Source organism: Brachybacterium sp. GCM10030252 (assembly GCF_042666535.1).
In the GTDB taxonomy this organism is placed as follows: domain Bacteria; phylum Actinomycetota; class Actinomycetes; order Actinomycetales; family Dermabacteraceae; genus Brachybacterium.
The window spans coordinates 203,556-227,059 of sequence record NZ_JBHTDM010000007.1; the positions used below are offsets into that span (position 1 = coordinate 203,556).

Sequence of the window (23,504 nt, forward strand, 5' to 3'; positions counted from 1 at the left end):
GGCGAGGAGTCAGGCCTGCGGCGTCTCGGAGGCGTCGGTGCTCGACTCGGCGTTCGCGTCGGCCGCCGGCTTGGCGTCCGGTGTCGCGGCAGCGTTCTCCTCGTCGGCGGCAGAATCGGCCTCGGGCACGTCGGTCAGCGTCCTGGACGCCGCCCCGACTTCCGTCGGCTCAGCGGCCTCGGCAGCACTCGCCGGCGCCGTCTTCTCGGCACCGCTCGCCGACTCGGCGTTCTCGTCGGCGCTCGCCGGCTCAGTGGTCTCTGTGGGCCCGACGGAGGCCGGGTCCTCGACATCGAGCTCCTCGACGCCCACGGGACCGGCGCCGGACCGCTGGATCTCGCGATCCTCGTCCTCCTGGCCGGTCTCGGAGTGCGCCCCGCAGCCGTACCCGAGGTGGACGACCCTGCCGTCGGCCGGGGACCACTCGTTGGTGCACACGCCGAACTCGCCGCGCAGGGAGCCGGCGAGCTGGGTGAGGAAGCCGCAGCTGCTGCAGGTGGCGGACACGGTGCCGCGGCGACCGCGGCTCGAGGTCTGACGGGGGCCGAAGTCGCTCTCCAGCCAGCGCTCGGCGGCGTCGGACCGGCCGTGCGGGGAGAGCACCCGCGGGCGGCCCAGGCCCAGCTCCCACAGCGCGACGCGGTCGGCGTCCTCGTCCCCGGTGGCCTCGTAGCCGGGCTCGAGCCGTTCGTCCTGCTCGTGGAAGGGGAGCAGATCGTCGGCGCCGATGTCCTCGGGCTTCAGACGCTCGGACCACGGCTCCCACTCGGGGGCGAGGATGGCGTCCTCGCCGGGCAGCAGCGCGGTCTCCGCCACGGTCGGCACCTTCGCGCGCGGTGCGCGGGCGATCACCGAGACCCAGGACCAGCCGCGGTAGCCCGGCATGGTGCATTCGAAGACATGGGTGACCAACCGCTCGCCACTGGCCTCGACGCGCAGGTGCTCACCGACCTGGCCGGGCTCGGTGACCTCGAGCAGCGCCTCGCGGGCGAGCTCGACGGCGTCGGCCGCGACCGCGTCCAGCCGAGGCCGGGCGGTGCGGGTGCGACGGGGGGCGATGGTCGACTGCGTCATGTATTCAGGCCTCGAAGTTGTCGGCGACGGCGCGGAGCACGGTGGAGATCTTCTGTGCGTGCGCGCGATCGGGGTAGCGGCCCTGGCGGAGGCCGTTGGATGCATCGTCCAGCAGGCGGATGAGGTCCTCGACCATGCCCGCCATCTCGTCGGGCTTGGGGCGGCGCGCGCGGCTCACCGACGGGGCAGGCTCGAGCATGCGCAGCGCGAGCACCTGCGGGCCGCGACGGCCGTCGACGATGTCGAAATCGACCTTGGTCCCCGGGCGGAGCGTGGCGACTCCCTCGGGAAGGGTCGAGGCGTGCACGTAAACACTCTGTCCGTCCTCGTCATCGAGGATGAAGCCGAAGCCCTTCTCGGCGTCGTAGAACTTCACCTTGCCGCGTGGCACGTGGATCCCATCCTTGTCTGCTGGTGTCGGTCTGCTGGTTCTGGAAGTCCGGGCGCGCGCGGAGCCGGGTTCGGGTCCGACGGGTTCTGCGTGCACGCACCCTGCATGCGTTCGGGCATGCAGTCGGCCGCCGGAGACCGTCCGGCAACGATCCAGTCTAGCGCGTGCAGTCCAGGCCGTGGCGAGCGCGCTCGACGCGGGTGACGTCGGGCACCGCTCGGGTGGTCGGCGGCGGCGCCTGCATGGTCAGCGGCGCCGCTGGGCCGGGATCTCGCGGGTGGGGGCCGTCCGCGCAACGGGCTCCAGACCCATCCCGGTCAGCACGTTCTCCAGGATCATGGCGGTGAAGCCCCACACGAAGGCGTCCTCGGGCAGCTCGAAGACGGGGCCGACGGGGACGCCGCTGAGCAGGCCGCGCCGCCGGTGCGCGGGATCGCTCAGGGAGCCGGGACCGGTCAGCGACGCCCACACCACGCGCTCCACCTCGATCGGATCCTGGACACCCAGCGCAGGGGCGACGGGGGTCCAGGCCAGCACCGGGGTGACCCGCTGGCCGCGCCAGGGCATCGGGATCGGTGCGAACGCCCCGAGCACCCGTACGCCATCGGGGTCCAGGCCGGTCTCCTCCTGCGCCTCGCGCAGCGCGGTCTCCACATCGTCGTCGTCCCCCGCGTCCCGTCCCCCGCCGGGCAGGGAGAACTGGCCGGGCTGGGAGCGCAGTGCGTTGCCCCGCTCCTCCAGGACGATCCGGGCGTCGTCGATCTCCGTCCCGGCGACGAGGATCAGCACGGCGCTGCGGCGCTCCTGGTCGGTGCCGCGGGCGGGGTCGCGGGGATCGGGGTCGCGGGTGACCAGCACGTCGCCGCTGCGCGCCCGGTCGGCGAGCGACGACAGGAACTGCGGGGTCCGTGCGCCGCCGCTGCGCGGTGGGTGCGGAGCGCTCGCGCCTCTCATACGGCGCCTGCGCTCGGACACACGTCGGCCAGGACGCAATCGGGACAGCGCGGTGACCTCGCCGTGCAGATCCGGCGCCCGTGCAGGATCAGCCGCAGCGAGAGCGCCGCGAGATCCTCCTCCGGCTCCTGCGGATGCTCCGCGCGGTCAGCGGGCCCCGCGGGCGGCTCCGCGTCCTCCGTGCGTGCCTCGCCGGACCCCGTGCCCTGCGGGCCGGCCGGCGGACTGCTGCGCACCGCGGCGACCACGTCCTCCTCCACGGCCCGGGGGTCGGTGGCCGCGGTCCACCCCAGGCGGCGGGCGAGCCGGCCGACGTGCGTGTCGACGGCCAGCAGGGAGCGACCGAACCATGCGCCCCGCACGACGTGCGCGGTCTTGCGCCCCACACCGGGCAGCGCCTCGAGCGCCGCCTGATCGTCGGGCACCTCGCCGCCGTGCTCCGCGAGCAGCCCTCGGGCGAGTCCGATGATGCGACGCGCCCGGGTCGGACCCATTCCCAACGGACGGACCACGTCGGTGACCTCGCTCTCCTCGGCCGCGGCCAGGGCGGCCGCGTCGGGCCAGGCGGAGAACAGCTCCGGAGTGACGGAGTTGACCCGCACATCGGTGGTCTGGGCGGACAGCACCGTCGCGACCAGGAGTTCGAACGCGTCGCGGTGGTCGAGTTCCGTGCGTGCGTCCGGGTACAGCTCCCGCAGCCGGGCGCTGACCTCGACGGCCCCGGCCGGCCCTGCGGGCGTCGGCGCGGCGCCCGCGGACGGGGTCGGCGTGGGCATCAGGACTGCTCCTCGTGGGAAGGTGGCGGGCCCCGGTGGCGCAGGCGCGATAGTGTTCCCCCATCATGTGACTGTGACCACCGCTGTTGGTTGCATCGGTCACAATGGGTAGCACAGCACGGTCCCGGACGTCCGGGGCCCCACCATCAGGAGGTTCCGTGGACGAGAACATCGTACGGTCATCGCCGCTGTTCGCTGCGCTCGACGAGGACGGCAAGCAGGCCGTGCTGGCGTCGATGAAGCAGGAGGACTATCACCGCAGCGCCATCATCTTCCGGGAGGGCGATCCGGGCGACCGGCTCTTCATCATCGGCTCGGGCAAGGTCAAGGTCGGCCACGCCTCGGGCGACGGCCGCGAGAATCTCCTCGCGGTGCTCGGCCCGGGCGAGACGCTCGGCGAGCTGTCCCTGTTCGACCCGGCCCCCCGTAACGCGACCGCGACCGTGGTCGCCGAGTCGGTCCTGTACTCGCTCTCGCAGCAGGATCTGTACCGGGTGCTCGCGCAGCGCCCCGAGGTGGGCCGTCACCTGCTCGCCTCGCTGGCTCGGCGTCTGCGCAAGACGAACGAGTCGCTCGCCGACCTGGTCTTCGCCGACGTCCCGGGCCGCGTGGCCAAGAACGTGCTCGACCTCGCCCAGCGCTTCGGCCGCCAGACCGACGACGGCGTGATGGTCGCGCACGGCCTCACCCAGGAGGAGCTGGCCCAGCTGGTCGGGGCGTCCCGCGAGACGGTGAACAAGGCGCTGGCGGACTTCGCCTCGCGCGGCTGGATCCGGCTCGAGGCACGCGCCGTCCTGATCTCGGACGTCGAGCGCCTGCGTCGCCGCGCCCGCTGACTCGAACCGGCGCCGCCGACTCGGACCACCGCCACGCCGGACCGAGACGTCGAATCCCCTGATATGTGCCACGACCGGCACATATCAGGGGATTCGACGTTGCGCGGCCGGTGTGTCCTCGCCGGCAGGCGGGCCCGCGGCGCCAGGGCGGGCGAAAGCGCCCTCGGGCGGGCAGACCAGCCGGCGCGAACCGGTCGGCGCGAACCGGTCGGTCAGCCGAGGCCAGAGGGTCAGCTGATGCCAGACGGTCAGCCGAGGCCGGGCGGTCCGAGCCGCATGTCCCGGCCCGCCTCAGTTCCCCTCGGCCAGATGCTCCAGCGTGGCGCGCAGGTTCCAGCGGGCCGCTTCCTGCAGCGACGCGGGAAGATCAGGGCCATAGACGGAACGCACCAGTCGGTCCAGGGTGAGGACGCCTGCCGTGCGCGCCCGACGGACCTGCTCGATGCGCTCCTCGCGGTGCGAGATCGCCTCCTCGATCGCCGCCAGCGCGGCGGGCGGCGACTCGTAGGCCGGGCCGTGGCCGGGGTGGATCGAGCCGATCCGGCCGTCGAGAGCCATCGCGCGCAGGATCGCGAGCGATTGCAGGTAGTCACCGAGCGATCCGCCGTCGTCGGGCACGATCACCGTCGAGGAGCCTCCCAGCAGCGTGTCGCCGCTGAGCAGCCGGCCGCCGTCGAGCAGCACGGCCGCGGAGTCCGCGGTGTGACCGGGCAGGTGGATGATGTGTCCGACCGTGCCGTGGTCGCTCTCCAGGCTGGAGGGCAGGGGCCGGGAGCCGGGCACGGCCACCTGGTCCGCCGCCCACAGCGGTACCTCGCGGCCGCTGCGGGCTGCGAGCTGGCGAGCCAGTGTCGCCGCGCCGGCGGTGTGGTCCAGGTGTCGGTGGGTGACCAGCACGCCCATGGGCCGTGCGTCCTCGCCGCAGCTGACCAGCAGCTCGGCGAGGTGCTCGGGGTCCTTGGGGCCGGGGTCGACCACCCACACCTGGTCACCGTCACGGATCACGTAGCTGTTGGTGCCGCTGAGGGTCATCGGCCCCGGGTTCGATGCGGGGACCGCGAGCAGTTCGACGGCGGGTCCTGCCGGGTCCCGCTGCGATTCGTCGTCGGACACGGCAGGGCCTCAGCCGGCGGGGACGGAGACGGGCGCGGGGCCCGGCACGAGCGGGGAGTCCACTTCCACCAGGAGATCCAGCTCCACCGGTGCATCCAGCGGCAGCACGGCCACTCCGACGGCGCTGCGCGCGTGCCGGCCAGCGTCGGCGAACACCGCGCCGAGCAGCTCGCTGGCGCCGTTGATCACCGCGGGCTGCGCGGTGAAGCCGGGATCGGAGGCGACGTATCCGGTCAGCTTCACGATGCGCACCACGCGGTCGAGGTCTCCGGTGAGGTCCTCGATCGCGGCGAGGGCGTTGAGGCAGCAGGTCGCGGCGAGCTCGGCGGCCTGCTCCGGGGTCACGTCGGCGCCGACCTTGCCCGTGCGCGGCAGGACGCCGTCGACGAACGGAAGCTGGCCGGAGGTGTGCACGTGGACACCGGTCGCCACGGCCGGCACGTAATCGGCCACCGGCGCGGCGACAGCGGGCAACGAGAGCCCGAGCTCCTCCAGGCGAGCCCGGACGCGGGGGCCGGTGGTGGCGCCCTGCGCTGCGGCGGCCACCGGCTCAGGCCTCGGCGAGAGGACGCTTGAGGTAGGCGACCAGGTTCTCCGGGTTCGGCCCGGGGACGACCTGGACCAGCTCCCAGCCCTCCTCGCCGTAGTTGTCGAGGATCTGCTTGGTCGCGTGGATCAGCAGCGGAACGGTGAGGTACTCCCAGCGGGTGTGCGTGCTCATGGGGCGAGCCTACCGGCCACGGCCTGCTCCGGGGCCTCGCGGGACCGCCCCGTGGACACGCGCCCGAGCGGGTGGACATGCCCCGACCGGCCAGCTGCGACCGGTCAGCTGCCCACGGCTTCCTGCGAGGCACGCCGCAGCACGGCGGACCAGTCGCTGACATCGGGATGCCGGCGCAGCAGCCGCCGGCGCTCCCGCTCCGTCATCCCGCCCCACACCCCGAAGTCCACACGGTTGTCCAGCGCGTCGGCCAGACATTCCGTCCGGACGGGGCAGGAACCACAGGTGGTCTTGACCGCATGCTGCTCCGCGCCCTGCACGAAGAATCCGTCCGGATCCATGCTCACGCAGGCTCCGCGTGCCGCCCAGCTCGAATCTGCGCTGATGGGAGTCCCCCCGATGCTCATCTGCGTCCCCTTCCCGGGTCCTCGTCGACCCGTTTTGTCCATACTCTAGGGAGACCCACGCCACATCGCAAAACCCGGCCACTGACCGCGAGCTCTCCTCGAGCGGCAGCGACCCGAGGACTCGGCCCCGGTCTCGCGTTGTGAAGATTCCTCGGCCACCGGCCCGGCGTCTGGCCCTGCGTCCCGTGCCCGCCGTACTCTTGGATCATGGCCAGCACTCCGTCCAGCTCCGGTTCCGGACGCTCCCTTCCCGTCGCCCTGGCGCAGTCCCTGTACCTGCTGCTGGGGATGATCGCCGTCTCGGCGCTCGGCGGCGTACTCCTGGCCGCCTTCTTCTTTCCCGCCGTCTCGGCCACCTCCGCGATCGCCGAGGACGGGGTGGAGCTGTTCGAGTCCTACCCGACCGAGCTCGAGGTCGAGCCGCTGAACGAGGCGAGCCGGATCGAGGCCGCTGACGGGTCGCTGTTGGCGACGTTCTACACCGAGAACCGCATCATGGTGCCGCTCGAGGAGATCTCGCCGCACATGCAGCACGCGGTGATCGCGGTCGAGGACCGCCGGTTCTACGAGCACGGCGGTGTGGACCCGAAGGGCCTGGTGAGGGCGTTCGCGAGCAATGCTGCCGGCGGCGCCACCCAGGGCGGGTCGACGCTGACCCAGCAGTACGTCAAGAACGCCCTGCTGATGGATGCGGTCCAGCGCGGCGACCAGGAGGACATCAACGAGGCGACCGAGCAGACGTACGGGCGCAAGGCGCGTGAGGCGAAGCTGGCGATCTCGCTGGAGAAGCGCTGGAGCAAGGACGAGATCCTCAACGCCTATCTCAACGTCGCCCAGTTCGGCCCGTCCCAGTACGGGGTCGAGACCGGCTCGCGGCATTACTTCTCGAAGAATGCCGCGGATCTGAATCCGGGCGAGGCGGCGCTGCTGGCGGGGGTCACCAACGGCCCGAACCAGTACGACCCGGTCAGCCACCCGGAAGCCGGCGAGAAGCGCCGCAACGAGGTCCTGGCGGACATGCGCCGTGAAGGCTTCATCACCGACGAGGAGTACACGAAGTACTCCGAGCAGCCCATCGAGGACATGCTCCAGATCCAGAATCTCCGGGCCGGTTGTGCCGATGCGGAGGGCAGCGGGTTCTTCTGCGACTACGTCACCCGCACGCTCCTCAACGACCCGGAGCTCGCCCCGACGTACGAGGAGCGCCAGAAGCTGCTCTACGGGGGCGGGCTGACGATCCGCACCACGCTGGATCCCTCGACGCAGGCGGCCGCCGAGGAGGTGCTGCAGCGCCGGGTCCCGGGGGATGCGCAGCACGGCTTCGGCCACTCGATCGTGACCGTCGAGCCGGGAACGGGCAACATCCTCACGATGGCCGAGAACCGTACGTTCAACCCGTACGACGAGGTCAATCCGGGTGAGACGGCGATCAACTACAACGTCCCCAAGGCCCTCGGCGGCTCCAGCGGCTTCCCCGTCGGCTCCACGTTCAAGCCCTTCGTGCTCCAGGAATGGCTGGAGACCGGGCACGGGATCATGGACAAGGTCGCCACCGGCCGCGAGACGATGCCGAGCTTCCCGGCCAAGTGCCTCTCCCGGGGCGCATGGCGGGAGAGCCCCGGATACAACCCGGACAACGCCGTCTCCGTGGACATCGCCCCGATGGAGACCGCGCTGAACTCGACGAAGTTCTCGATCAACACCGCCTACGCGAACATGGCCCGGCAGCTGGATCTGTGCGACATCGCCGAGGGCGCCCGCGACATCGGCGTGGTCCCGGCGACGCATAATCCGTACGACCAGGCCACCTGGGATGCCGGCATCGAGGACGTCTACGGCACCGAGCTGGCGCCGTCCGTCGTGGTCCTCGGTGAGGTGCGCATCTCCGCGCTGGACATGGCCAGCGCGTATGCGACCTATGCCGCCGGCGGGACGTACTGCAAGCCGCAGGCGGTCACCGAGGTCATCGATCGCAACGGCGAGGCCATGCCGATCTCCGGGGCCGAATGCCACCAGGCGGTGGACAAGAAGGTCGCCGACACCATGGCCTGGACCCTCGAGCAGGACCTCGAGGACCCCCGCGCCACCGGCAAGGGCAAGATCATCGAGGGCCACCCCGCCGGCGGCAAGACCGGCACCTCCGGCTCCCAGTTCCACACCTGGTACGTCGGCTTCACCCGCCAGATGTCCACCGCCGTCTGGTTCGGTCACCCGCAGGCGAACGTCCGCCCCGCGGGCTTCCCGGTCGACGGCGAGATGCTGCGCAGCGGGAAGGTGTGGGGCAACACCGTCTCCCTGCCCACCTGGCAGGAGTACATGAGCCGCGTCCACGAGGGCCTGCCCAGCGAACCCTTCCCGTCCGCACCGGCCTCGACCAAGCAGCCGGGGACCCAGGCGGTCCAGAAGGGCGTGGTGCCCGACGTCTCCGGCATGGTCCTCTCCGAGGCCCAGTCGACGCTCGAGGCCGCCGGCTACAGGGTCGAGATCACGAAGGAGCCCTCCGGCACGGTGGGCGAGTGGTTCGTGATCGGCACGGAGCAGCCCCCGGGCACGCGCCTGCCCGAGGGCGAGACGGTCGTCGTCCGCCAGTCCACCGGGCAGGGCTGACGTGCGGCCGGTCCCCGCGGCCGCGGGCGCAGTGGGCCTTGCCGGCCTCGGCGCCGCCGCGGCGGCGCACGTGTGGTCGCGTCACGTCGAGATCCACCGCTTCACGCTGCGTGAGGCGGAGCTGCGGATCCTCCCGCCCGGTACCCGCACCATCCGGGTCCTCCACCTCAGCGACATCCATCTGATGCCGGACCAGGAGCGCAAGCTCGCGTTCCTGCGCCATCTGGCCGCACTGCGGCCGCACCTGGTCATCGACACGGGAGACAACATCTCCTCGGCCGCTTCGGTGCCGGTGCTGGCCGAGGCCCTCGATCCGCTGCTGCAGCGCCCGGGCGCCTTCGTGATGGGCTCCAACGACATGTTCGCCCCCTCGCCCAAGAACCCTGCACGCTACCTGCTGCCCGATGCACGCCCCGAAGGCCTCACCGATCCCAAGGAGCCGACGCTGCCGACGCCCTACCTGGCACGCGTGCTCTCGGCCCACGGCTGGAAGGACCTGACCAACACCCGGGCGACCATCGAGCTCGGCGGGCTCGAGATCCGCCTGGTGGGCGTGGATGATCCGCATCTGGACCGGGACCGCGTCCCCGAGCCGGCCCAGGAGCCGCCGCCGGCGCACGGGCACGTGCTGCGTCTCGGGGTCGCCCACGCGCCCTATCGCCGCGTGCTGGATGCCTTCGTGGCCGACGGGGCCGAGATGATCCTGGCCGGCCACACCCACGGCGGCCAGCTGCGCCTGCCGGGCATCGGCGCGCTGGTGACCAACTGCGACCTGCCCCGCCGGCAGGCCCGCGGGCTCTCCTCGTGGCACGGCGTCCCGCTGAACGTCAGCGCCGGGCTCGGTGCGAGCCCCTATTCGAACTACCGCCTGCTGACCCCGCCCGAGGCGACGTTGCTCACGTTGCGCGCACCGGCGCCCGCCAGGGGGACCTGACACCCGCGCGCCCCTGCTAAAGTTGCTCCTCGGTGAACCGCTTCGGCGAGGATCCTCCGGGGTGTAGCGCAGCTTGGTAGCGCGCCTCGTTCGGGACGAGGAGGTCGCAGGTTCAAATCCTGTCACCCCGACCACCGGGCTCAGGGCCGCGAGAACGTCGTCGGACGCACTCGCGGCCCTGACGTATTTCCGGCCCGCCTTTCCCTGCCGCCCAGGATTGCTCGACGGATTGCTCGACGCAGGTGGAATCCTCGGACGCACCGACGTCATCGGCCGCGGTTTTCGCGGCGTGAATGACAACGGTGTAACTACCACACTGCTTTTCGAGGCACGAGGACAACACGGCGAGAATTCGGCTTTTTTGGCAAAATCTTGGTAAAGACGTGCATTTCTGCGAGCAAACTCCCCTGTGGTAGGGGCCTGACCTGCACATACAGTGGCGCTGGTGCCGCCCGTAGCTGGGGCACTGACCGAGACGCCGCCTTCCCGTCACCGGCTCGGTCGCTTCCTCCACTTCCCTGGGTGACGGGCGCAGGTCTCGCGCGTCGCGCGGGGGCGCCTGCGTGGCGACGGAGAAAGTGACACTCACAGATGTTCCGCACCGCTCCACGCAGCACGCACCGGGCACCCGGCCGTGCAGTGATCGATTATCGCGGGCTCGCGGCCCCGGTCGGCCGAGGCGTCGGAGGCGTCGCCGTCCTCGGTGCCGTCACCGCCGGCGCCGCGTTCACCGGCGCCGATACGGCCCGGGCCCAGAGCCCCGCTCCCGCCCCTGCAACCGTCGGCACGGTCCGCGGTGCCACCGCGCCGACCGTCGCCCCGGCCGCGCCCTCCTCCAAGTACTCCACGGTGAAGCTGCGTCTGGGCGCTCGCGGCGACGCCGTCAGCCACCTCCAGAGCCAGCTGAACGCCAAGGGCGCGTCCATCGCCACCGATGGCGTCTTCGGCCCCAACACGCTGCGGGCGGTGAAGAACTTCCAGTCCTCGGCCCGGATCGCCGTGGACGGAGTCGTCGGGCCGAACACGTGGGGCGCCCTGGCGGGCGGCAGCAGCTCCGGCAGCGGCACCTCGGCGCCGTCGTCCTCGCAGCCCAAGCTCCGCGAGGGCAGCCGCGGCTCCGCCGTGCGCACCCTGCAGAGCGCGCTGAACGATCGCGGTTCGTCCCTCACGGTGGACGGCGTCTTCGGCAGCCGCACCGCCAGTGCGGTGCGGGGTCTGCAGTCGGCCGCCGGCATCAAGGTGGACGGGGTCGTCGGCCCCAATACCTGGAACGCCGTCTACTCCGACGTGCGGATCTCCGACGGCGGCTCCAGCCGTGGCGACGGTCGTGACTCGACGTCGGGCACCTCGATCAACGGCCAGGCCGTCATCAACGCGGCCCGGTCGCAGCTCGGTGCGCGCTACACGTGGGGCGGCGAGTCGCCCTCGACCGGTTTCGACTGCTCCGGTCTGGTCCACTACGCCTACAACTCGGCGGGCATCGATCTGCCGCGCAAGACGGCGAAGGGATACACCTTCGGCGGGAAGATCATCCCCCGGTCGCAGGCTCAGCCAGGTGACCTCGTGTCCTTCACGTCGAACGACTACGGCCACATGGGCATCTATGTCGGCAACGGGAAGATCATCGACGCCTCCGGCTCGCGCCAGAAGGTCGTCGAGCGTTCCATCTGGAACTCGCCGCACGTCTTCGTCAGCTACCGCTGAGACGACGCCTCAGGACCACGGCGGCCTGCTCGACGCATCAGCGTCACCGGGAAGGAGCAGGGCGGCGTGAGGGAGCCCGGTCGGCATCGCCGGCCGGGCTCCCGTGCGTCCGGGGACGGCGAGCACGACGAACACCGCAAGCACAGCAGCCACAGCGCACTGCGCACAGCGCACGGCGCACTGCGCACTGCGCACGGGGCGGATGCGTCGTGACCCGCGTCTCCATGGCAGACTGGAACGGATCATCGCCGACGCCGCCGTGCCAGGAGAAGTTGATGCCCGATCCCATCGCCCTCGTCCCGCTGCCGCAGTCCGTCATCTGGTCGGAGGGGACCTGGGTGACCGACGACCCGTGGGACGCGCTCTCCGTCGGCCTCTCCGAGGGCCTGGGCCGGACCGAGTACAGTCTGTCGATCTCGCCGGACGGCGCGAGCCTCGCCGCCGGCAGCGAGGCCGCCCTGGCCGACGGCCGCAACACGTTCGCCCAGATCGTCAGCGGCGCCGCCGGCTCCATCCCGTGCGTGACCATCCATGACCACCCCAAGCACGCCTGGCGCGGCATGATGCTGGACGTCTCGCGCCACTTCCGCACGGTCCCCGAGCTCGAGACGATGATCGACGCGATGGCACTGCATCGCCTGAACGTCCTCCACCTCCACCTCACCGATGACCAGGGCTGGCGCCTCGAGGTCCGGGGATATCCGAAGCTCACGGAGGTCGGCGCCTGGCGCGACCAGACGCTCATCGGCCACCATCAGGCCGAGGCGGGCACGTGGGAGTTCGACGGCACGCCCCACGGCGGCTACTACACCCAGGACGAGCTGCGGGGGCTCGTGGAGTACGCCCGCCGCCGCGGGATCATGATCGTGCCCGAGGTGGATCTGCCCGGCCACATGCAGGCCGCGATCGCCTCCTACCCCGAGCTCGGGAACAACCCCGAGGTCCAGCTCGGGGTGCGCCAGGTGTGGGGCATCTCCGACCACGTCCTCGGCGTGGCCGACGAGGTCTTCGACTTCCTGCGCGATGTGCTCACGCAGGTCGCGGATATCTTCCCCGGCCCCTACGTCCACATCGGCGGCGACGAGTGCCCGCGGGTGGAGTGGGAGCGCTCGTCGGCGGCCCGGGCCCGGATGAACGAGTGGGGCCTGACCCGCGTCTCCGAGATCCAGGGCAGGTTCACCTCCTTCGCGGCCGAGGTCCTCGCCGAGCACGGCAAGCGCGTGGTCGCCTGGGACGAGGTGCTCGAGAGCCATCTGCCCGATGACACCGTGGTGATGAACTGGCGTCGGGCCGCCGGCCTGAAGGAATCCACCGCCCGCGGCTTCCAGACGGTGATCGCCAACAGCGAGCACACCTACTTCGACTACTACCAGGGCGATCCCGACGAGGAGCCGCTGGCCATCGGCGGCCTGACCACGGTCGAGGACGTCTACACCGCCGACCTGGTCCCGGGCAGGCTGGACGGGGATCAGCACAAGCTGCTGATCGGTCTCCAGGGTCAGCTGTGGAGCGAGTACATGCCCACCGCGCAGCAGGTGCAGTACATGGCCTTCCCCCGCATGTGCGCCCTTGCCGAGCGCGCCTGGGGATCGCCCGAGCAGAGCTGGGAGGAGTTCGAGGAGCGCCTGCGCGCGCATCTGCCCCGCCTGGACGCCTTCGGGATCAGTTACCGCCCGCTGGACTGATCCATGCCCTCCTCCCATCAGGACTCCCACCCCTACGGCCGCTCGGCCGACGACGTCCGCCGCCGGGACCAGCGACGGCGCCGGCAGCTCCGGCTGCGCGCGACCCAGCTGGTGTTCTTCTCGGCACTGGCGGTCGCAGTGATCGCGGTCGGGTTCTATGCGGTGGGAGAACTGCGCGAGCCGGCCGCCGAGCCCGGCGTGATCGCCCCCAAGACGTTCGGCGACGAGGGATCGGCCGAGCTCACCTGCCCGGAACCGGGTGCCGTCCCCCTGCCGGCCCAGGAGGTCACGGTGACCGTGCTGAACGGGACCGGCCGCACCGGCCTGGCCGGCGACGTCTCCGAGGAGCTCGCCGCGCGCGGCTTCGCCCTCGAGGACCCGGGCAACACCGGTGAGGCCGCAGGGCCCGCGACCATCGTCCACGGCCCGGACGGGTACCTCGCGGCCCAGAGCCTGAGCGCGCAGGTTCCGGACGCCACGCTCACGATGGATTCGCGCGAGGGCGCCGCCGTGGACCTGCTGCTCGGCGACGGGTTCGCCGGCCTCGAGGAGGAGGCGACGGCGTCCGCCGCCGCCGAGGAGCCGGTCGAGATGCCCGAGGGCTGTCCCACGCAGTGAGGCCCTGGGGGACGGTCCCGGATCGTCCGCCCCGCGCTCAGTCCTGCCAGGCCCGGCGGTCGGCCTCCATGCGCACGCCGATCCACAGCGCCACTCCCCCGCCGAACAGCAGCAGCAGCACGATCGTGAGGTACACGGTCGCGGTCGCCGGGGACGAGGGCAAGAGCCCGATCAGCAGGCTGTTGATACCGCTGACCTGCGCGCCGGACCGATCGGAGCCGGTGAGCGTGGGGTCCTCGTCGATGACGAGCTCTGCCGAGGCCGGGACCCCCTCGTTGTCGCGCACGTAGTACGTGATGGGGGTGGTGCGGCCGACGAAGTCCTCGTCCGGGGCGAAGGTGACCGAGCCGTTCTCGCCGACGGTGTACACCCCCTCCTCGGGGATCACCAGGCGCTTGCCGCGCCACCCCTCGAGCTCGGAGAGGTTGGTCGCCGAGAGCGAGCCGATCTCCACGGTCTCCGGGTCCAGCGGCTGTGAGCCGCTGGCGGCGGTGTCGTTGCCCAGGATGTCCACGGTGACCGGGCTTCCCGGTGAGGCGAGCTGCTCGTCGTCGCGCAGTGTGGCGACCTCCGGCGCGACGACGGCCTCGAAGGTGGCATCGACGGTGTTGTCCGCGTAGACGCCCTGCCCGGTGAGCCCCACCGGGGACGCTTCGCCCACGAAGCCCTCGGCGGGTGTCATCGTCACGGTGCGGGATTTGAAGTCGATGGTCCAGGTGCCCTCCCCCTCGACGACCACCTCGGTGCCGTCCTCGGAGAGCTCCGCCCCCTCGGGAAGCCGCTCGCGGTCGAAGCGCAGCGAGTCCGAGCGCACGTCGCGGATCCCGGTGGTCAGGTCGAACTGGATCGGGTTGCCGGGCGTGGCGGCCTCGGCGCGGTCCAGCAGGACCGGATAGGCGGTCGACAGCAGCGCGGTCGCGGCCGTCGCCCCCTCGCCGTCCCCGCCGGTGATGCCCATGGGCGCCGTGGTGCGCACCTGGTCGCTCTCGGGCGAGAAGCGGACCGTGGCACGGTCCCGGTCGAGCTGCCACGTGCCCTGGTCCGGGACCACCACTGTGGTGCCGTCCTCGGAGACCTCGACCCCCTCCTCGCCGGCCAGCGGCTGCAGACGCAGGGTGGAAGGATCGATGTACTGCTGGCCCTCCCCCACGACGAACAGGATGTCCTGCCCGTAGGGGGCGGACCAGTCCAGGTCGGAGATGATCGGGACGGTCACGGAGACCTCTCCCGCCTGCACGACCGCACCCTCGGGGTCCTCGACGACCAGACGCACCGGGTCCAGCTGACGGCCCAGCCCCGGTCCCGACGGGGTGTGGCTGAGCGAGCTGCCGTCGGCCGAGAGCTGCCACACGCCCTGGTCCGGGACCGTGGCCCTGCTGCCGTCGGCCAGCAGAGTGGATCCCGCGGGCAGACCTGCCAGCTCCAGGCGCACGGTCCCGCCCTCGGGGATCTCCTGGTCCAGCGGGACCTCGGTGACCTCGCCGGCCGAGCCGTGCACGGAGATGTCCTCCAGCTCCACCAGCTCCGGGGTGAGCACGGCCGGCAGCGACCGGGTGTCATGGGTGCTGCCGATGGTGACGGCGATCGGGGTGCTGGCACCCTGGACGCCGCTGAGCGGCGTGAACACGAGCTCCTGGCCGATCAGGGTCCAGGTGCCCTCCCCGGGGACGGTGATGCTGCGATCATCGTCGCCGACCTCCATCAGCTCGCGCGTGCCCTCGTCGAGGTCCTGGGGCACCGCCAGGCGGGCGGAGTCGAAGTCGATCTCGTCCTCGGCGTCGTCCTGGACCACGGCGCGCAGGGGCAGCCGGGTCACGGACCCGGGCACCAGCGAGACCGTCTCGGACTCCACCGGCAGGGTGAAGGTGCCGTCCTCTCCCAGCGCCGAGGCCGGCAGCGTGAGAGGACCGGCCAGCACCGCGACCGCGACCAGTGCCGCGACCCGCGCGGCGACCTTCCGCAGTCCCGCGCGCGCACGGGGACGACGCGTCGGCTCAGGCACCCCAGAAGGGTAGCAAGCGCACCCGCACGGGGCCTTAGAGTGATGCCCATGGACGAGCCCAGCTCCCCGCCCGCCGCGGACGGTGCTGCCGCGGCCGGCGCCTCCCCGTCCGGCGCCGCGTTCGCGTCCGGTACCCCGTTCGATGTCACCACGCTGCCTCCGCTCGACGACGTGCTCAACGCCCTCACCGGCCCGCTGGCGGCCTGGATGCCCTCCCAGCGCTGGTACGCGCACAAGGGGGCCGGAACGCCGACGGTCTCGATCCGGGGCTGGGCTCCGCTGCGGGTCGCCGCCGGCCATGCCGTCGTCCTCACCGTGGTGGCGGCCGCCCCGGAGGGCGCCGGGGAGGCGCTGTACCAGGTCCCGCTCGTGCTGAGGCCGCCGGACGGTCCCGGCGCGGCCCGCGACGAGGGCTCCGAGATCGGCGTGGTGGCGGTCCCGGGCGGCCCGGTGCGGGCCGACGACGCCACCCTCGATGCCGACGGGCGCGCCGCGATCGTCGCGGCCCTGGCCGCTGGGGACGGGGCACTCGGGTCGTCGCTGAGCATGGCCGCTCATCCCGTGGGTCATCCCGCCGGCCGTCCGCTGCCGCTGCCGAGGGGCGCCGGTCTGCGCACGCGCCTGCTCTCCGGCGAGCAGTCCAACACCTCGATGATCGCCGAGGCGGAGGGCGCGGACCCGGTGATCATCAAGCTGTTCCGGGTGCTTCAGCACGGCGAGAACCCGGATGTGGTGCTGCAGGGAGCACTCAGTGCCGCCGGCAGCACGCGGGTGCCGTCCCTGGTGGCCTCCGCGACCGTCCGCGTCGGCCCGCTGCGCACCCACGCGCTGTTCGCCCAGGAGTTCCTGCCCGGCCTGGAGGACGCATGGCGCACGGCGCTGCGTCTGGCCCGGGCCGGCGAGGACTTCACCGCAGCGGCCCGGGCGCTGGGCTCGACCCTCGCCGAGGTCCACCACGACCTCGCCGTCGCCTTCGGCGCGACGGCCACCGATCACACCGTGGCCACCGCGATGCTCGAGCAGATGCGCCGCCGGGTCGGCGAGATCGCAGAGGCCGTGCCGCAGGTCGCCGGGCACCGCGATGCCCTGGAGTCCCTGCTGGCCTCCGCCGGCGAGGTGGACTGGCCGGCCATGCAGCGGATCCACGGCGATCTGCATCTGGGGCAGGTGCTGCTCGCCCCGGGGCGGGGCTGGGTGCTGCTCGATTTCGAGGGCGAGCCCCTGCGGCCCCTGGAGCAGCGTGGCCGTCCCGATTCCCCGCTGCGGGACGTCGCCGGGATGCTGCGCAGCCTGGACTACGTGGCCGGGGCGGTCGCGCACGAGGACGGCGCAGATGCCTCACTGTGGGCGGCGCACGCCCGTGATGCCTTCCTGGACGGGTACGCCGGCACCTCGGGGCTGCCGCTCCACGACCCGGCGCTGCAGGTCCTGCTCGCTGCTTTCGAGGCGGACAAGGCCGCCTACGAGGCGCTCTACGAGTCGCGCAATCGCCCCGACTGGCTGCCGATCCCGCTGGCCGCCCTGGAACGGATCAGCGCACGAGCCGGGGAGCCGGGGTCACCGGGCTGAGCGGGGACGTCGGGCTGGTGGAGGCGATCGGATCCAGCGAGCCCGGCAGGAACGGCGCGCTGATCGCCCGCACGGCCACGCGCACCCCGACGATCACCTCGAGCACATCTCCGTCCCCGCCGGTCCACCTCCCCGCGCGCATCGCGTAGCTCTCCCGCTCCCCGCCGCGGTCCATCCCGCGGGCCGCGGCGACGGCGTCGACCGTCCCCAGCAGCCGCCGGGGTCCGTCCGCGTCCTCCGCGGGGACGCCGGAGCTGACCAGCAGTGCACTGACGTGGCAGCAGGTCTCCAGTCCGCGCCAGGAGCCGCCCGAGGAGCGGTCCCGCTGGGGCCGATGGTCCTCGAAGGAGGTCAGGCCCGGCTGATGCTCGAGCACGGCGGCGGTCACCGCGCCGAGCAGATCGCGGATGCGCTGGTGGGCCTCGTCCTGGGAGGGGACCGACTCACGACCGTCGGCCGGCAGAGCTGGCATCGCTGTCCACCTCTCGCCTGTCGCGCCGCACCGGGCGGCCGCATCCTGCTTCGGCGCAGCTGCGGCCTGCTTCTGCGCTCGTTCCTCCGCCCGGGTGGAGCGGATGACGATCAGGCTAGCGATCCGCGGGGATCCTGCCGATGGGGAGAACTCCCCATGGCGCACCCTCGCCCGGTGGCGCTCACTCGTCGACGGGCACGAACTCCACGGGCGCGACCGAGGAGTAGCGATCCTGCCGGATCGAGACCACGCCGACGCCGCCGATGAACGGAGCCAGGGCCTGCGGGTTCTTGCCGGGGTTGGCGAGGATCACCTGGAATCCGAAGTGGCGGAAGGACTCCATCGCGGCGGTGATGAACTTGCCGGCGCCCTTGGAGAACGCCTCGTCGATGATGATGGGCGCGAATCGCGGGACCTCCTGGCCGGTACCGGCCAGCTGGTAGCGCAGCGCCGCCGCCAGACAGAAGGTCGCCAGGCGCTCGTTCTGGCCGCCGGAGAGGGGCCCGCCGGACTCGTGGGCGTGGACGACGGTGCCCTCGGTGTCGACCTCCTCGGCGTGGAAGTGCACGTGCCGGCGCACGTCGAGGATGACGCGGGAGACCTGGTCGTCGCGGGTGCGGGCGGCGCCGATCATGTCCATCAGGTGCCGCAGCGAGAGGAAGCGCTCCTCGGCCTGCTCGCGGTCGCGGCTGATGTCGTTCAGCGCGGTGTCGGCCACCGCGTCCTCCAGGGCGCGCTTGAACTCATCGAGCGCGGCGAGGTGGACCGGACGCATCGACAGCTGCAGGTAGCGCCCGGCGTGGAACTCGACCTGGGCCAGCAGAGCGTTGATGCGCTGGAGGCGCTTGCGGATCTCCGCGGGCTCGCGGGCGATCGCCGTGGCCAGGGCCTGCACGTCCCCGAGCGTGTTGCCGGTGAAGAACTCGAAGAAGCGGTCCTCGACCTCCGGCAGCTTCTCCTCCTCGATCCGCTGGAGGATGGCGAGGTAGTCCTCGGCCGAGTCCAGGGACGGGGTGGTGTCCCCGGCCTGGGCGGGCCAGCGGCGGGAGAACTCACGCATCGCGGTGCGGATGTCCTCCTCGGCGCGGGAGGTGCGCCGGGTCAGGTCCATCAGCTCGGCGTCCAGGGTGGCCGAGGCGTCCTTGGTGACCTGGTCGATGGTGGACAGCACCAGCGTGGGGGCGATCGCGCTGAAGCGTTCGGCCAGCTCGGCCTCCACCTCCGGGTCCAGGCTCGACTCGGCGAGGCGCTCCCTCGCCGCGGCCAGGCGCTCCTCGACCCGTTCGGCCTGCTCGCCGAGCTTGCCGGCGCTGCGGACGACCTCCAGCAGCTCCTCGTCGGTCTCGGCGATGGACTTCTCGACCTCCTCGATCTGGCCGGCGAGCTCGGCGAGCGCCTCGGAGCCGTCCTCCGCCGCCCGCACCATGTCCCGGAGGTTCGCGATCCGGCGGGCGACCGAGGCGGCGTCGATGTCGTCCCAGGTCACCGAGCTGATCGACTGCAGCGCGTAGAGCCGCTCCCGCCGGCGCTCCCGCTGGGTCTCGACGTCCTTGCGCCGGGCCTGCGCCTCGAACAGGGCCTGCTCGGCGCGAGTGCGCTCGGCCTCGAACACGGCGCGCTTGGCGCGGTTGTCGAAGCCGAGCACCCACTGGGAGCGATCGTTGATCTGCCGATCGGTGTTCTTCTCGTGCCGGGTCGCGGAGTGCTTGATCTGCCCGGAACGGAGCACGGCGCGGTTCAGACGCGTGAACTCCTCGAGGCTGTCCGCGCAGGTGTAGTCCATCCGGGAGGCGATCTCGTGGCTGAGCCAGACGTGGAACTCGCCGTCCTTGACGTCGAGCTTGGCGGCCAGTGAGCGCTCCTCGATGTTCTTCGCGGGGCGGCGCAGGTCGGTGTTGACCCGGTTGTAGGAGATCCGACGGCGCAGCTTGGTGCGGTCGATGACCGCGGCCACCTCGCGGTAGACGCGGTCGGGCACCAGGATGGAGCGTGCCAGTCCCCGCAGCGCCTGCTCGGCCGCGGCGGTCCATTCCTCCTCCCCGGTGCGCACCTGCAGCAGCTCGGCGGCGAAGGGCAGCTCGGTGGGGGCGATGCCCACCTCGGAGGCGATGTGGTCGCGCAGGGCGACATCCTCGGAGTGGAGGTTCGAGGCGCGGGAGGTGAGGGAGGCGAGCTCCTCCCGGGTGCGGTTCAGGGTGGTGGTCAGCTCCCGGACCTCCGCCTCGGCCTCCCAGCGGGCGGAATCAGCCCCCTTCTCCTCCGCCTCGAGGGACTCGCGCAGGGAGGCGACCTCGCGCTGGAGGGCGAGGAACATGTCCTCGCCGGCGGGCGTGCCCAGCTCCACGGTGGCCAGCAGGGCCCCGAACTCGGTGGCCCGCTCGCGGCGGCGCTCGCGCTCGACCTCGAGGCCGGCGATCTGCTGCTTCCAGTCGTCGATCTCACCGCCGCCCGCGCGGCGCCGCTGCTCCTTGAGCTGGGCCAGGTCGGAGCGGGCCTCGGCCACGTCCTGGGTCAGGCGGCGCTGCTGGGCGCCGAGCCGGTCGCGCTCGAGCTGGAGGCGCTCGGACTCGTCCCCGAGCAGCCGCACCAGGTGCTGGGCGGCGTAGACGTCGATGTCGGCGCGGCGGTCGACGAGTTCGGCGCCGCGGGCGCGCATGGCCGACCAGTTCTCGTGGTTCTCCCGCAGCCCGCGCAGCAGGTCCCGCTGCTCGCGGGCGGTGACCAGGGCCTCGTAGACCTCGGAGAGGTTGTGGAAGTTCGCCAGGGCCTGATCGGCCAGCTCGAAGGTGCGCGGGGCGTCGAGCATGTAGTCGCGCAGCAGGGCGTTGACGTCGCCGAGCTCCTTGGCGGACTGGATCTTGTGCAGCAGTCCCAGCGCCTTCTCGTCGGGGATGCCGAGCAGCTGGCTGAACGCGGCGCGGTACTCGCGGAACTGACGGAACGTCTCGGTCCCCGGGTAGGCCGCCTCGAGAGCTTTGCCCTCGATCTGGCTGGAGACGAACTGGCGCAGGTCGGTGACGTCCAGCGGGGTGCGGGCGATGACGTAGAGGCTCTTGACGTCCGAATCCGAGGTATGGCCGGCGTGCAGCAGCAGCAGACGCGAGAGCTGGACGGTGCCGCCCAGCCCGTCGGCGTAGCGCAGGGTGAGCACGGACAGGGTCGTCTTCTCCCGCAGCACCTCCTGGCTGAACTCGCCGGTGGCCTGGTCGTAGTGCATCGCCCAGGCGCCGCGGACGTAGCTGGCCACGGTGCGGCGGTACTTCGAGCGCGCCGGGCCGGCGTCGGAGGCGGCCGCGTTGAACTGCAGCGTGCGCGGAGGGGTCAGCAGCGCGCTGACCGCGTCCAGCAGCGTCGACTTGCCGGTGCCGGGGCCGCCGGTGAGGAAGTAGCCCTTCGGGGAGATCTCCAGCTCGTGGGTGCCGTGGAACGTGCCCCAGTTGGAGATCTGCACCGCGACCAGGCGCCACTGCCCCGGGTGGGGGTGATCGGGGCTGCTGGCCACCTGGTCGGTGGGCGCGTCGGTCTGGGGCATGCCCGGCAGGTCGAGCCCGTCCTGAGCAGTGTCGGTCGCGGAGGTCACCCGTAGAGGGTACTAAGAGCGGAGCGGGCTCGGTGCGGGCTCAGTGCGGACTCAGTGCGGACTGAGTGCGCGCTCAGTTCTCCGGCCGGCCCTGGCGCCAGTAGCCCATGAAGGAGACCTGCTGGCGGTCCAGGCCGAGGTCGCTGACGAGGTGGCGGCGCAGCGACTTGATCACGCCCGCCTCTCCGGCGAGCCAGGCGTAGAAGGTGCCGTGGCCGGTGGTGGTCTCCCACAGGATGGTCTCGTCCACGTCGACGTCCTCGAGCTCGGCCGCCGGAACGTCGGCCGCGCCACCGCGGAAGGCCTGGGCGTTCTCGCTCATCAGCTGCTGGACGGCCGCGGTCATCAGCTCGCCGTGCGGGCGCTGCCCGCGCGGCAGCCAGCTGACCTGCACGCCGGATCGGGTGAGGATCTGCTGTTCGTCGGAGGCGTCGGGGACCTCGAGGATCGCGTGGCCGCTGATCGTCTCCGGCAGCGATTCGAGGATGGAGCAGATCGCGGGCACCGCGGTCTCATCGCCCACCAGCAGCACGTTGCGGGCGGTGCCGGGGCGGAACTCGATGCCGCCGTAGTCGGGGCCGACGAGGTGCTTGTTGGGACCCAGCATGGAGATCCGCTCGCCCACCTCGGCACCGTGCGCCCAGCGCGCCGCGACCCCGCTGCCCGGGACCTCCTCGTCATCGAGGTGGAGGACGAAGTCGACGTCGATCTCGGGGTCGGCGCCCACGTTGCCGGGGTGCCCGGCCGCGCGGACGGCACGCACGGTGTAGGTGCGCATCCAGCCGCGGTCCGCGGGATCGATCTGGAGCCAGCTGCGGTACCACTCGGCGTGCGTGGTCGGGTCCAGCACCGCTCCGGGGCGCACCGCGGCGAAGTGGTCCGCGCTCGCCTCGGGACCGGGGATGATCATCTTGATCCGCAGGTCCAGCGGGTGGCAGTTGGCGCCGAAGTGGACCAGGTCGGGGCTGGTGAACGTGAAGCGCACCAGCGACCTGCCGAGCGAGCGTTTCGCGGCGACGGTGAGCTCGAAGGCGATCATCGAGCTGTGCTCGAGGGCGGGGACGAGCTGGTGCGCCGGAGCGGTCGCCGTGGCGGTGGCGGACATGATGTCCTCCTCGGTGGTGGGGTCGGTGCGCTCCCGCCCCAGGGGGAGCACCATCGGGGTGCCGGTGACCTGGTCGGGGACGATTCGGGAGTCGAGGGTGAAGACCTCGCGCACCATCTGCTCAGTGATGACGCCGGCCGGTGGGCCCTCGGAGTGGATGCGGCCGTCCTTGACGGCGACCAGATGATCGGCGTAGCGGGCGGCGAGGTTGAGGTCGTGCAGGACGAGCGCGACCGTGGTGCCGCGCGTGCGGTTCAGCTCGCGGACCACGTCGAGCACATCGAGCTGGTGGGTGAGGTCGAGGAAGGTGGTGGGCTCGTCCAGCAGCAGCACCTCGGTCTGCTGGGCCAGGGCCATGGCGATCCATACGCGCTGGCGCTGCCCGCCGGAGAGCTCCTCGACGCGCTGGTCGGCCAGTTCATCGGTGCGCGTGGCGGTCAGTGCCTCGCGCACGGCGAGCTCGTCGTCCTCGCTCCACTGCGGCAGCAGCCCCTGGTGGGGGAAGCGGCCGCGGGAGACGAGTTCGCGCACGGTCACGCCGTCGGGCGCGATCGGTGACTGCGGCAGCAGCCCCAGCCGCCGGGCGAGGTCCTTGCCGCGCAGGCTGTGGATGTCCTTGCCGTCCAGGACCACGGAGCCGTGGCGGGGCGGCATCAGGCGCGAGAGCCCTCGCAGCACGGTGGACTTCCCGCAGCCGTTGGCGCCGACGATGACGGTGATGCGCCCCTCCGGCAGGGACAGGCTGAGGTCGTGGACGATCTCGCGGCGGTCGTAGGCGAGGTGGAGGTGCTGGGCGCTGATCAGTGCCATGCTCCTCCGTACGCTCCGTGGTCAGGTAAGCCTCACCGTAGTCAGGTGAGCCTCACTGTATTGCGCAATACCGAACGCGCACAATTGCGGCCCAGGGAGGCGTTGGCCACTGCGCCGGAGCCCTACGGAAGGCAGCGCCGGCCGAC

Annotated in this window: 19 protein-coding genes and 1 tRNA gene; 8 read left to right on the forward strand and 12 right to left on the reverse strand. The window is 71.9% G+C overall.

Features of this window, described 5'->3' with window-relative positions:
- Positions 1–9 precede the first annotated feature (9 nt).
- From ACFQRJ_RS07290 to nth, 4 genes are all read right to left on the reverse strand, one after another.
- Positions 10–1,074, reverse strand: coding sequence for a DUF3027 domain-containing protein (locus ACFQRJ_RS07290; protein WP_377018321.1), 1,065 nt, complete (start codon positions 1,072–1,074; stop codon positions 10–12).
- 4 nt (positions 1,075–1,078) lie between these two features.
- Entirely contained in the window at positions 1,079–1,465 is a 387-nt protein-coding gene (locus tag ACFQRJ_RS07295) for a cold-shock protein (protein WP_377018322.1), read from the reverse strand.
- A gap of 246 nt (positions 1,466–1,711) precedes the next feature.
- Positions 1,712–2,419, reverse strand: a complete 708-nt coding sequence (locus ACFQRJ_RS07300) for an NUDIX hydrolase (RefSeq protein WP_377018323.1) — start codon at positions 2,417–2,419, stop codon at positions 1,712–1,714.
- The gene (nth, locus tag ACFQRJ_RS07305) at positions 2,416–3,195 is read right to left on the reverse strand and encodes an endonuclease III domain-containing protein (protein WP_377018324.1); all 780 of its coding nucleotides are present in this window, start codon (positions 3,193–3,195) and stop codon (positions 2,416–2,418) included. Before nth ends, ACFQRJ_RS07300 begins: the two co-directional genes overlap by 4 nt.
- Before the next feature lie 158 nt (positions 3,196–3,353).
- Here nth and ACFQRJ_RS07310 point away from each other — a divergent pair, with 158 nt between their 5' ends.
- Positions 3,354–4,031 carry a Crp/Fnr family transcriptional regulator gene (locus ACFQRJ_RS07310; protein WP_377018325.1) on the forward strand — a complete coding sequence of 226 codons (678 nt, stop codon included), beginning with the start codon at positions 3,354–3,356 and terminating at the stop codon, positions 4,029–4,031.
- Positions 4,032–4,322: 291 nt separating this feature from the next.
- Here the strand turns inward: ACFQRJ_RS07310 and ACFQRJ_RS07315 are convergent, their stop codons facing one another.
- The 4 genes from ACFQRJ_RS07315 to ACFQRJ_RS07330 form a co-directional block, all read right to left on the reverse strand.
- Positions 4,323–5,144 carry an MBL fold metallo-hydrolase gene (locus tag ACFQRJ_RS07315; RefSeq protein ID WP_377018326.1) on the reverse strand — a complete coding sequence of 274 codons (822 nt, stop codon included), beginning with the start codon at positions 5,142–5,144 and terminating at the stop codon, positions 4,323–4,325.
- A 9-nt stretch (positions 5,145–5,153) separates the two neighbouring features.
- Positions 5,154–5,690, reverse strand: a complete 537-nt coding sequence (locus ACFQRJ_RS07320) for a RidA family protein (RefSeq protein WP_377018327.1) — start codon at positions 5,688–5,690, stop codon at positions 5,154–5,156.
- Positions 5,691–5,694: 4 nt separating this feature from the next.
- Positions 5,695–5,865 (reverse strand): DUF4177 domain-containing protein, encoded by a 171-nt coding sequence (locus ACFQRJ_RS07325; protein WP_377018328.1) that lies wholly within the window; start codon positions 5,863–5,865, stop codon positions 5,695–5,697.
- A gap of 104 nt (positions 5,866–5,969) precedes the next feature.
- Positions 5,970–6,272, reverse strand: a complete 303-nt coding sequence (locus ACFQRJ_RS07330) for a WhiB family transcriptional regulator (RefSeq protein WP_377018329.1) — start codon at positions 6,270–6,272, stop codon at positions 5,970–5,972.
- A 207-nt stretch (positions 6,273–6,479) separates the two neighbouring features.
- Here ACFQRJ_RS07330 and ACFQRJ_RS07335 point away from each other — a divergent pair, with 207 nt between their 5' ends.
- The 6 genes from ACFQRJ_RS07335 (at position 6,480) to ACFQRJ_RS07360 (ending at position 13,820) form a co-directional block, all read left to right on the forward strand.
- Positions 6,480–8,879, forward strand: a complete 2,400-nt coding sequence (locus tag ACFQRJ_RS07335) for a transglycosylase domain-containing protein (RefSeq protein WP_377018330.1) — start codon at positions 6,480–6,482, stop codon at positions 8,877–8,879.
- A gap of 1 nt (position 8,880) precedes the next feature.
- Positions 8,881–9,813, forward strand: coding sequence for a metallophosphoesterase (locus ACFQRJ_RS07340; RefSeq protein WP_377018331.1), 933 nt, complete (start codon positions 8,881–8,883; stop codon positions 9,811–9,813).
- 57 nt (positions 9,814–9,870) lie between these two features.
- Positions 9,871–9,947, forward strand: a tRNA-Pro gene (locus ACFQRJ_RS07345).
- 457 nt (positions 9,948–10,404) lie between these two features.
- Positions 10,405–11,517 carry a peptidoglycan-binding protein gene (locus ACFQRJ_RS07350; protein WP_377018332.1) on the forward strand — a complete coding sequence of 371 codons (1,113 nt, stop codon included), beginning with the start codon at positions 10,405–10,407 and terminating at the stop codon, positions 11,515–11,517.
- Positions 11,518–11,792: 275 nt separating this feature from the next.
- Positions 11,793–13,202: a beta-N-acetylhexosaminidase gene (locus ACFQRJ_RS07355; RefSeq protein ID WP_377018333.1), complete on the forward strand. Its 1,410-nt coding sequence runs from the start codon at positions 11,793–11,795 to the stop codon at positions 13,200–13,202.
- A 3-nt stretch (positions 13,203–13,205) separates the two neighbouring features.
- Positions 13,206–13,820, forward strand: coding sequence for a LytR C-terminal domain-containing protein (locus ACFQRJ_RS07360; RefSeq protein ID WP_377018334.1), 615 nt, complete (start codon positions 13,206–13,208; stop codon positions 13,818–13,820).
- A gap of 37 nt (positions 13,821–13,857) precedes the next feature.
- Here the strand turns inward: ACFQRJ_RS07360 and ACFQRJ_RS07365 are convergent, their stop codons facing one another.
- A complete protein-coding gene (locus ACFQRJ_RS07365) occupies positions 13,858–15,822 on the reverse strand; it encodes an Ig-like domain-containing protein (RefSeq protein WP_377018335.1) in 1,965 nt (654 codons plus the stop codon).
- A 48-nt stretch (positions 15,823–15,870) separates the two neighbouring features.
- On the opposite strand from ACFQRJ_RS07365, the gene ACFQRJ_RS07370 reads away from it, so the two are divergent.
- Positions 15,871–17,391: a trehalose biosynthesis protein gene (locus ACFQRJ_RS07370; protein ID WP_377018336.1), complete on the forward strand. Its 1,521-nt coding sequence runs from the start codon at positions 15,871–15,873 to the stop codon at positions 17,389–17,391.
- Here the strand turns inward: ACFQRJ_RS07370 and ACFQRJ_RS07375 are convergent.
- From ACFQRJ_RS07375 to ACFQRJ_RS07385, 3 genes are all read right to left on the reverse strand, one after another.
- Complete coding sequence (locus ACFQRJ_RS07375) at positions 17,354–17,863, reverse strand: hypothetical protein (RefSeq protein WP_377018337.1); 510 nt, start codon at positions 17,861–17,863, stop codon at positions 17,354–17,356. The genes ACFQRJ_RS07370 and ACFQRJ_RS07375 overlap by 38 nt on opposite strands.
- Before the next feature lie 181 nt (positions 17,864–18,044).
- On the reverse strand, positions 18,045–21,443 hold the full coding sequence (locus ACFQRJ_RS07380; protein ID WP_377018338.1) for an ATP-binding protein: 3,399 nt from the start codon (positions 21,441–21,443) through the stop codon (positions 18,045–18,047).
- 73 nt (positions 21,444–21,516) lie between these two features.
- Complete coding sequence (locus ACFQRJ_RS07385; protein WP_377018339.1) at positions 21,517–23,358, reverse strand: SIP domain-containing protein; 1,842 nt, start codon at positions 23,356–23,358, stop codon at positions 21,517–21,519.
- Between the last annotated feature and the right edge of the window lie 146 nt (positions 23,359–23,504).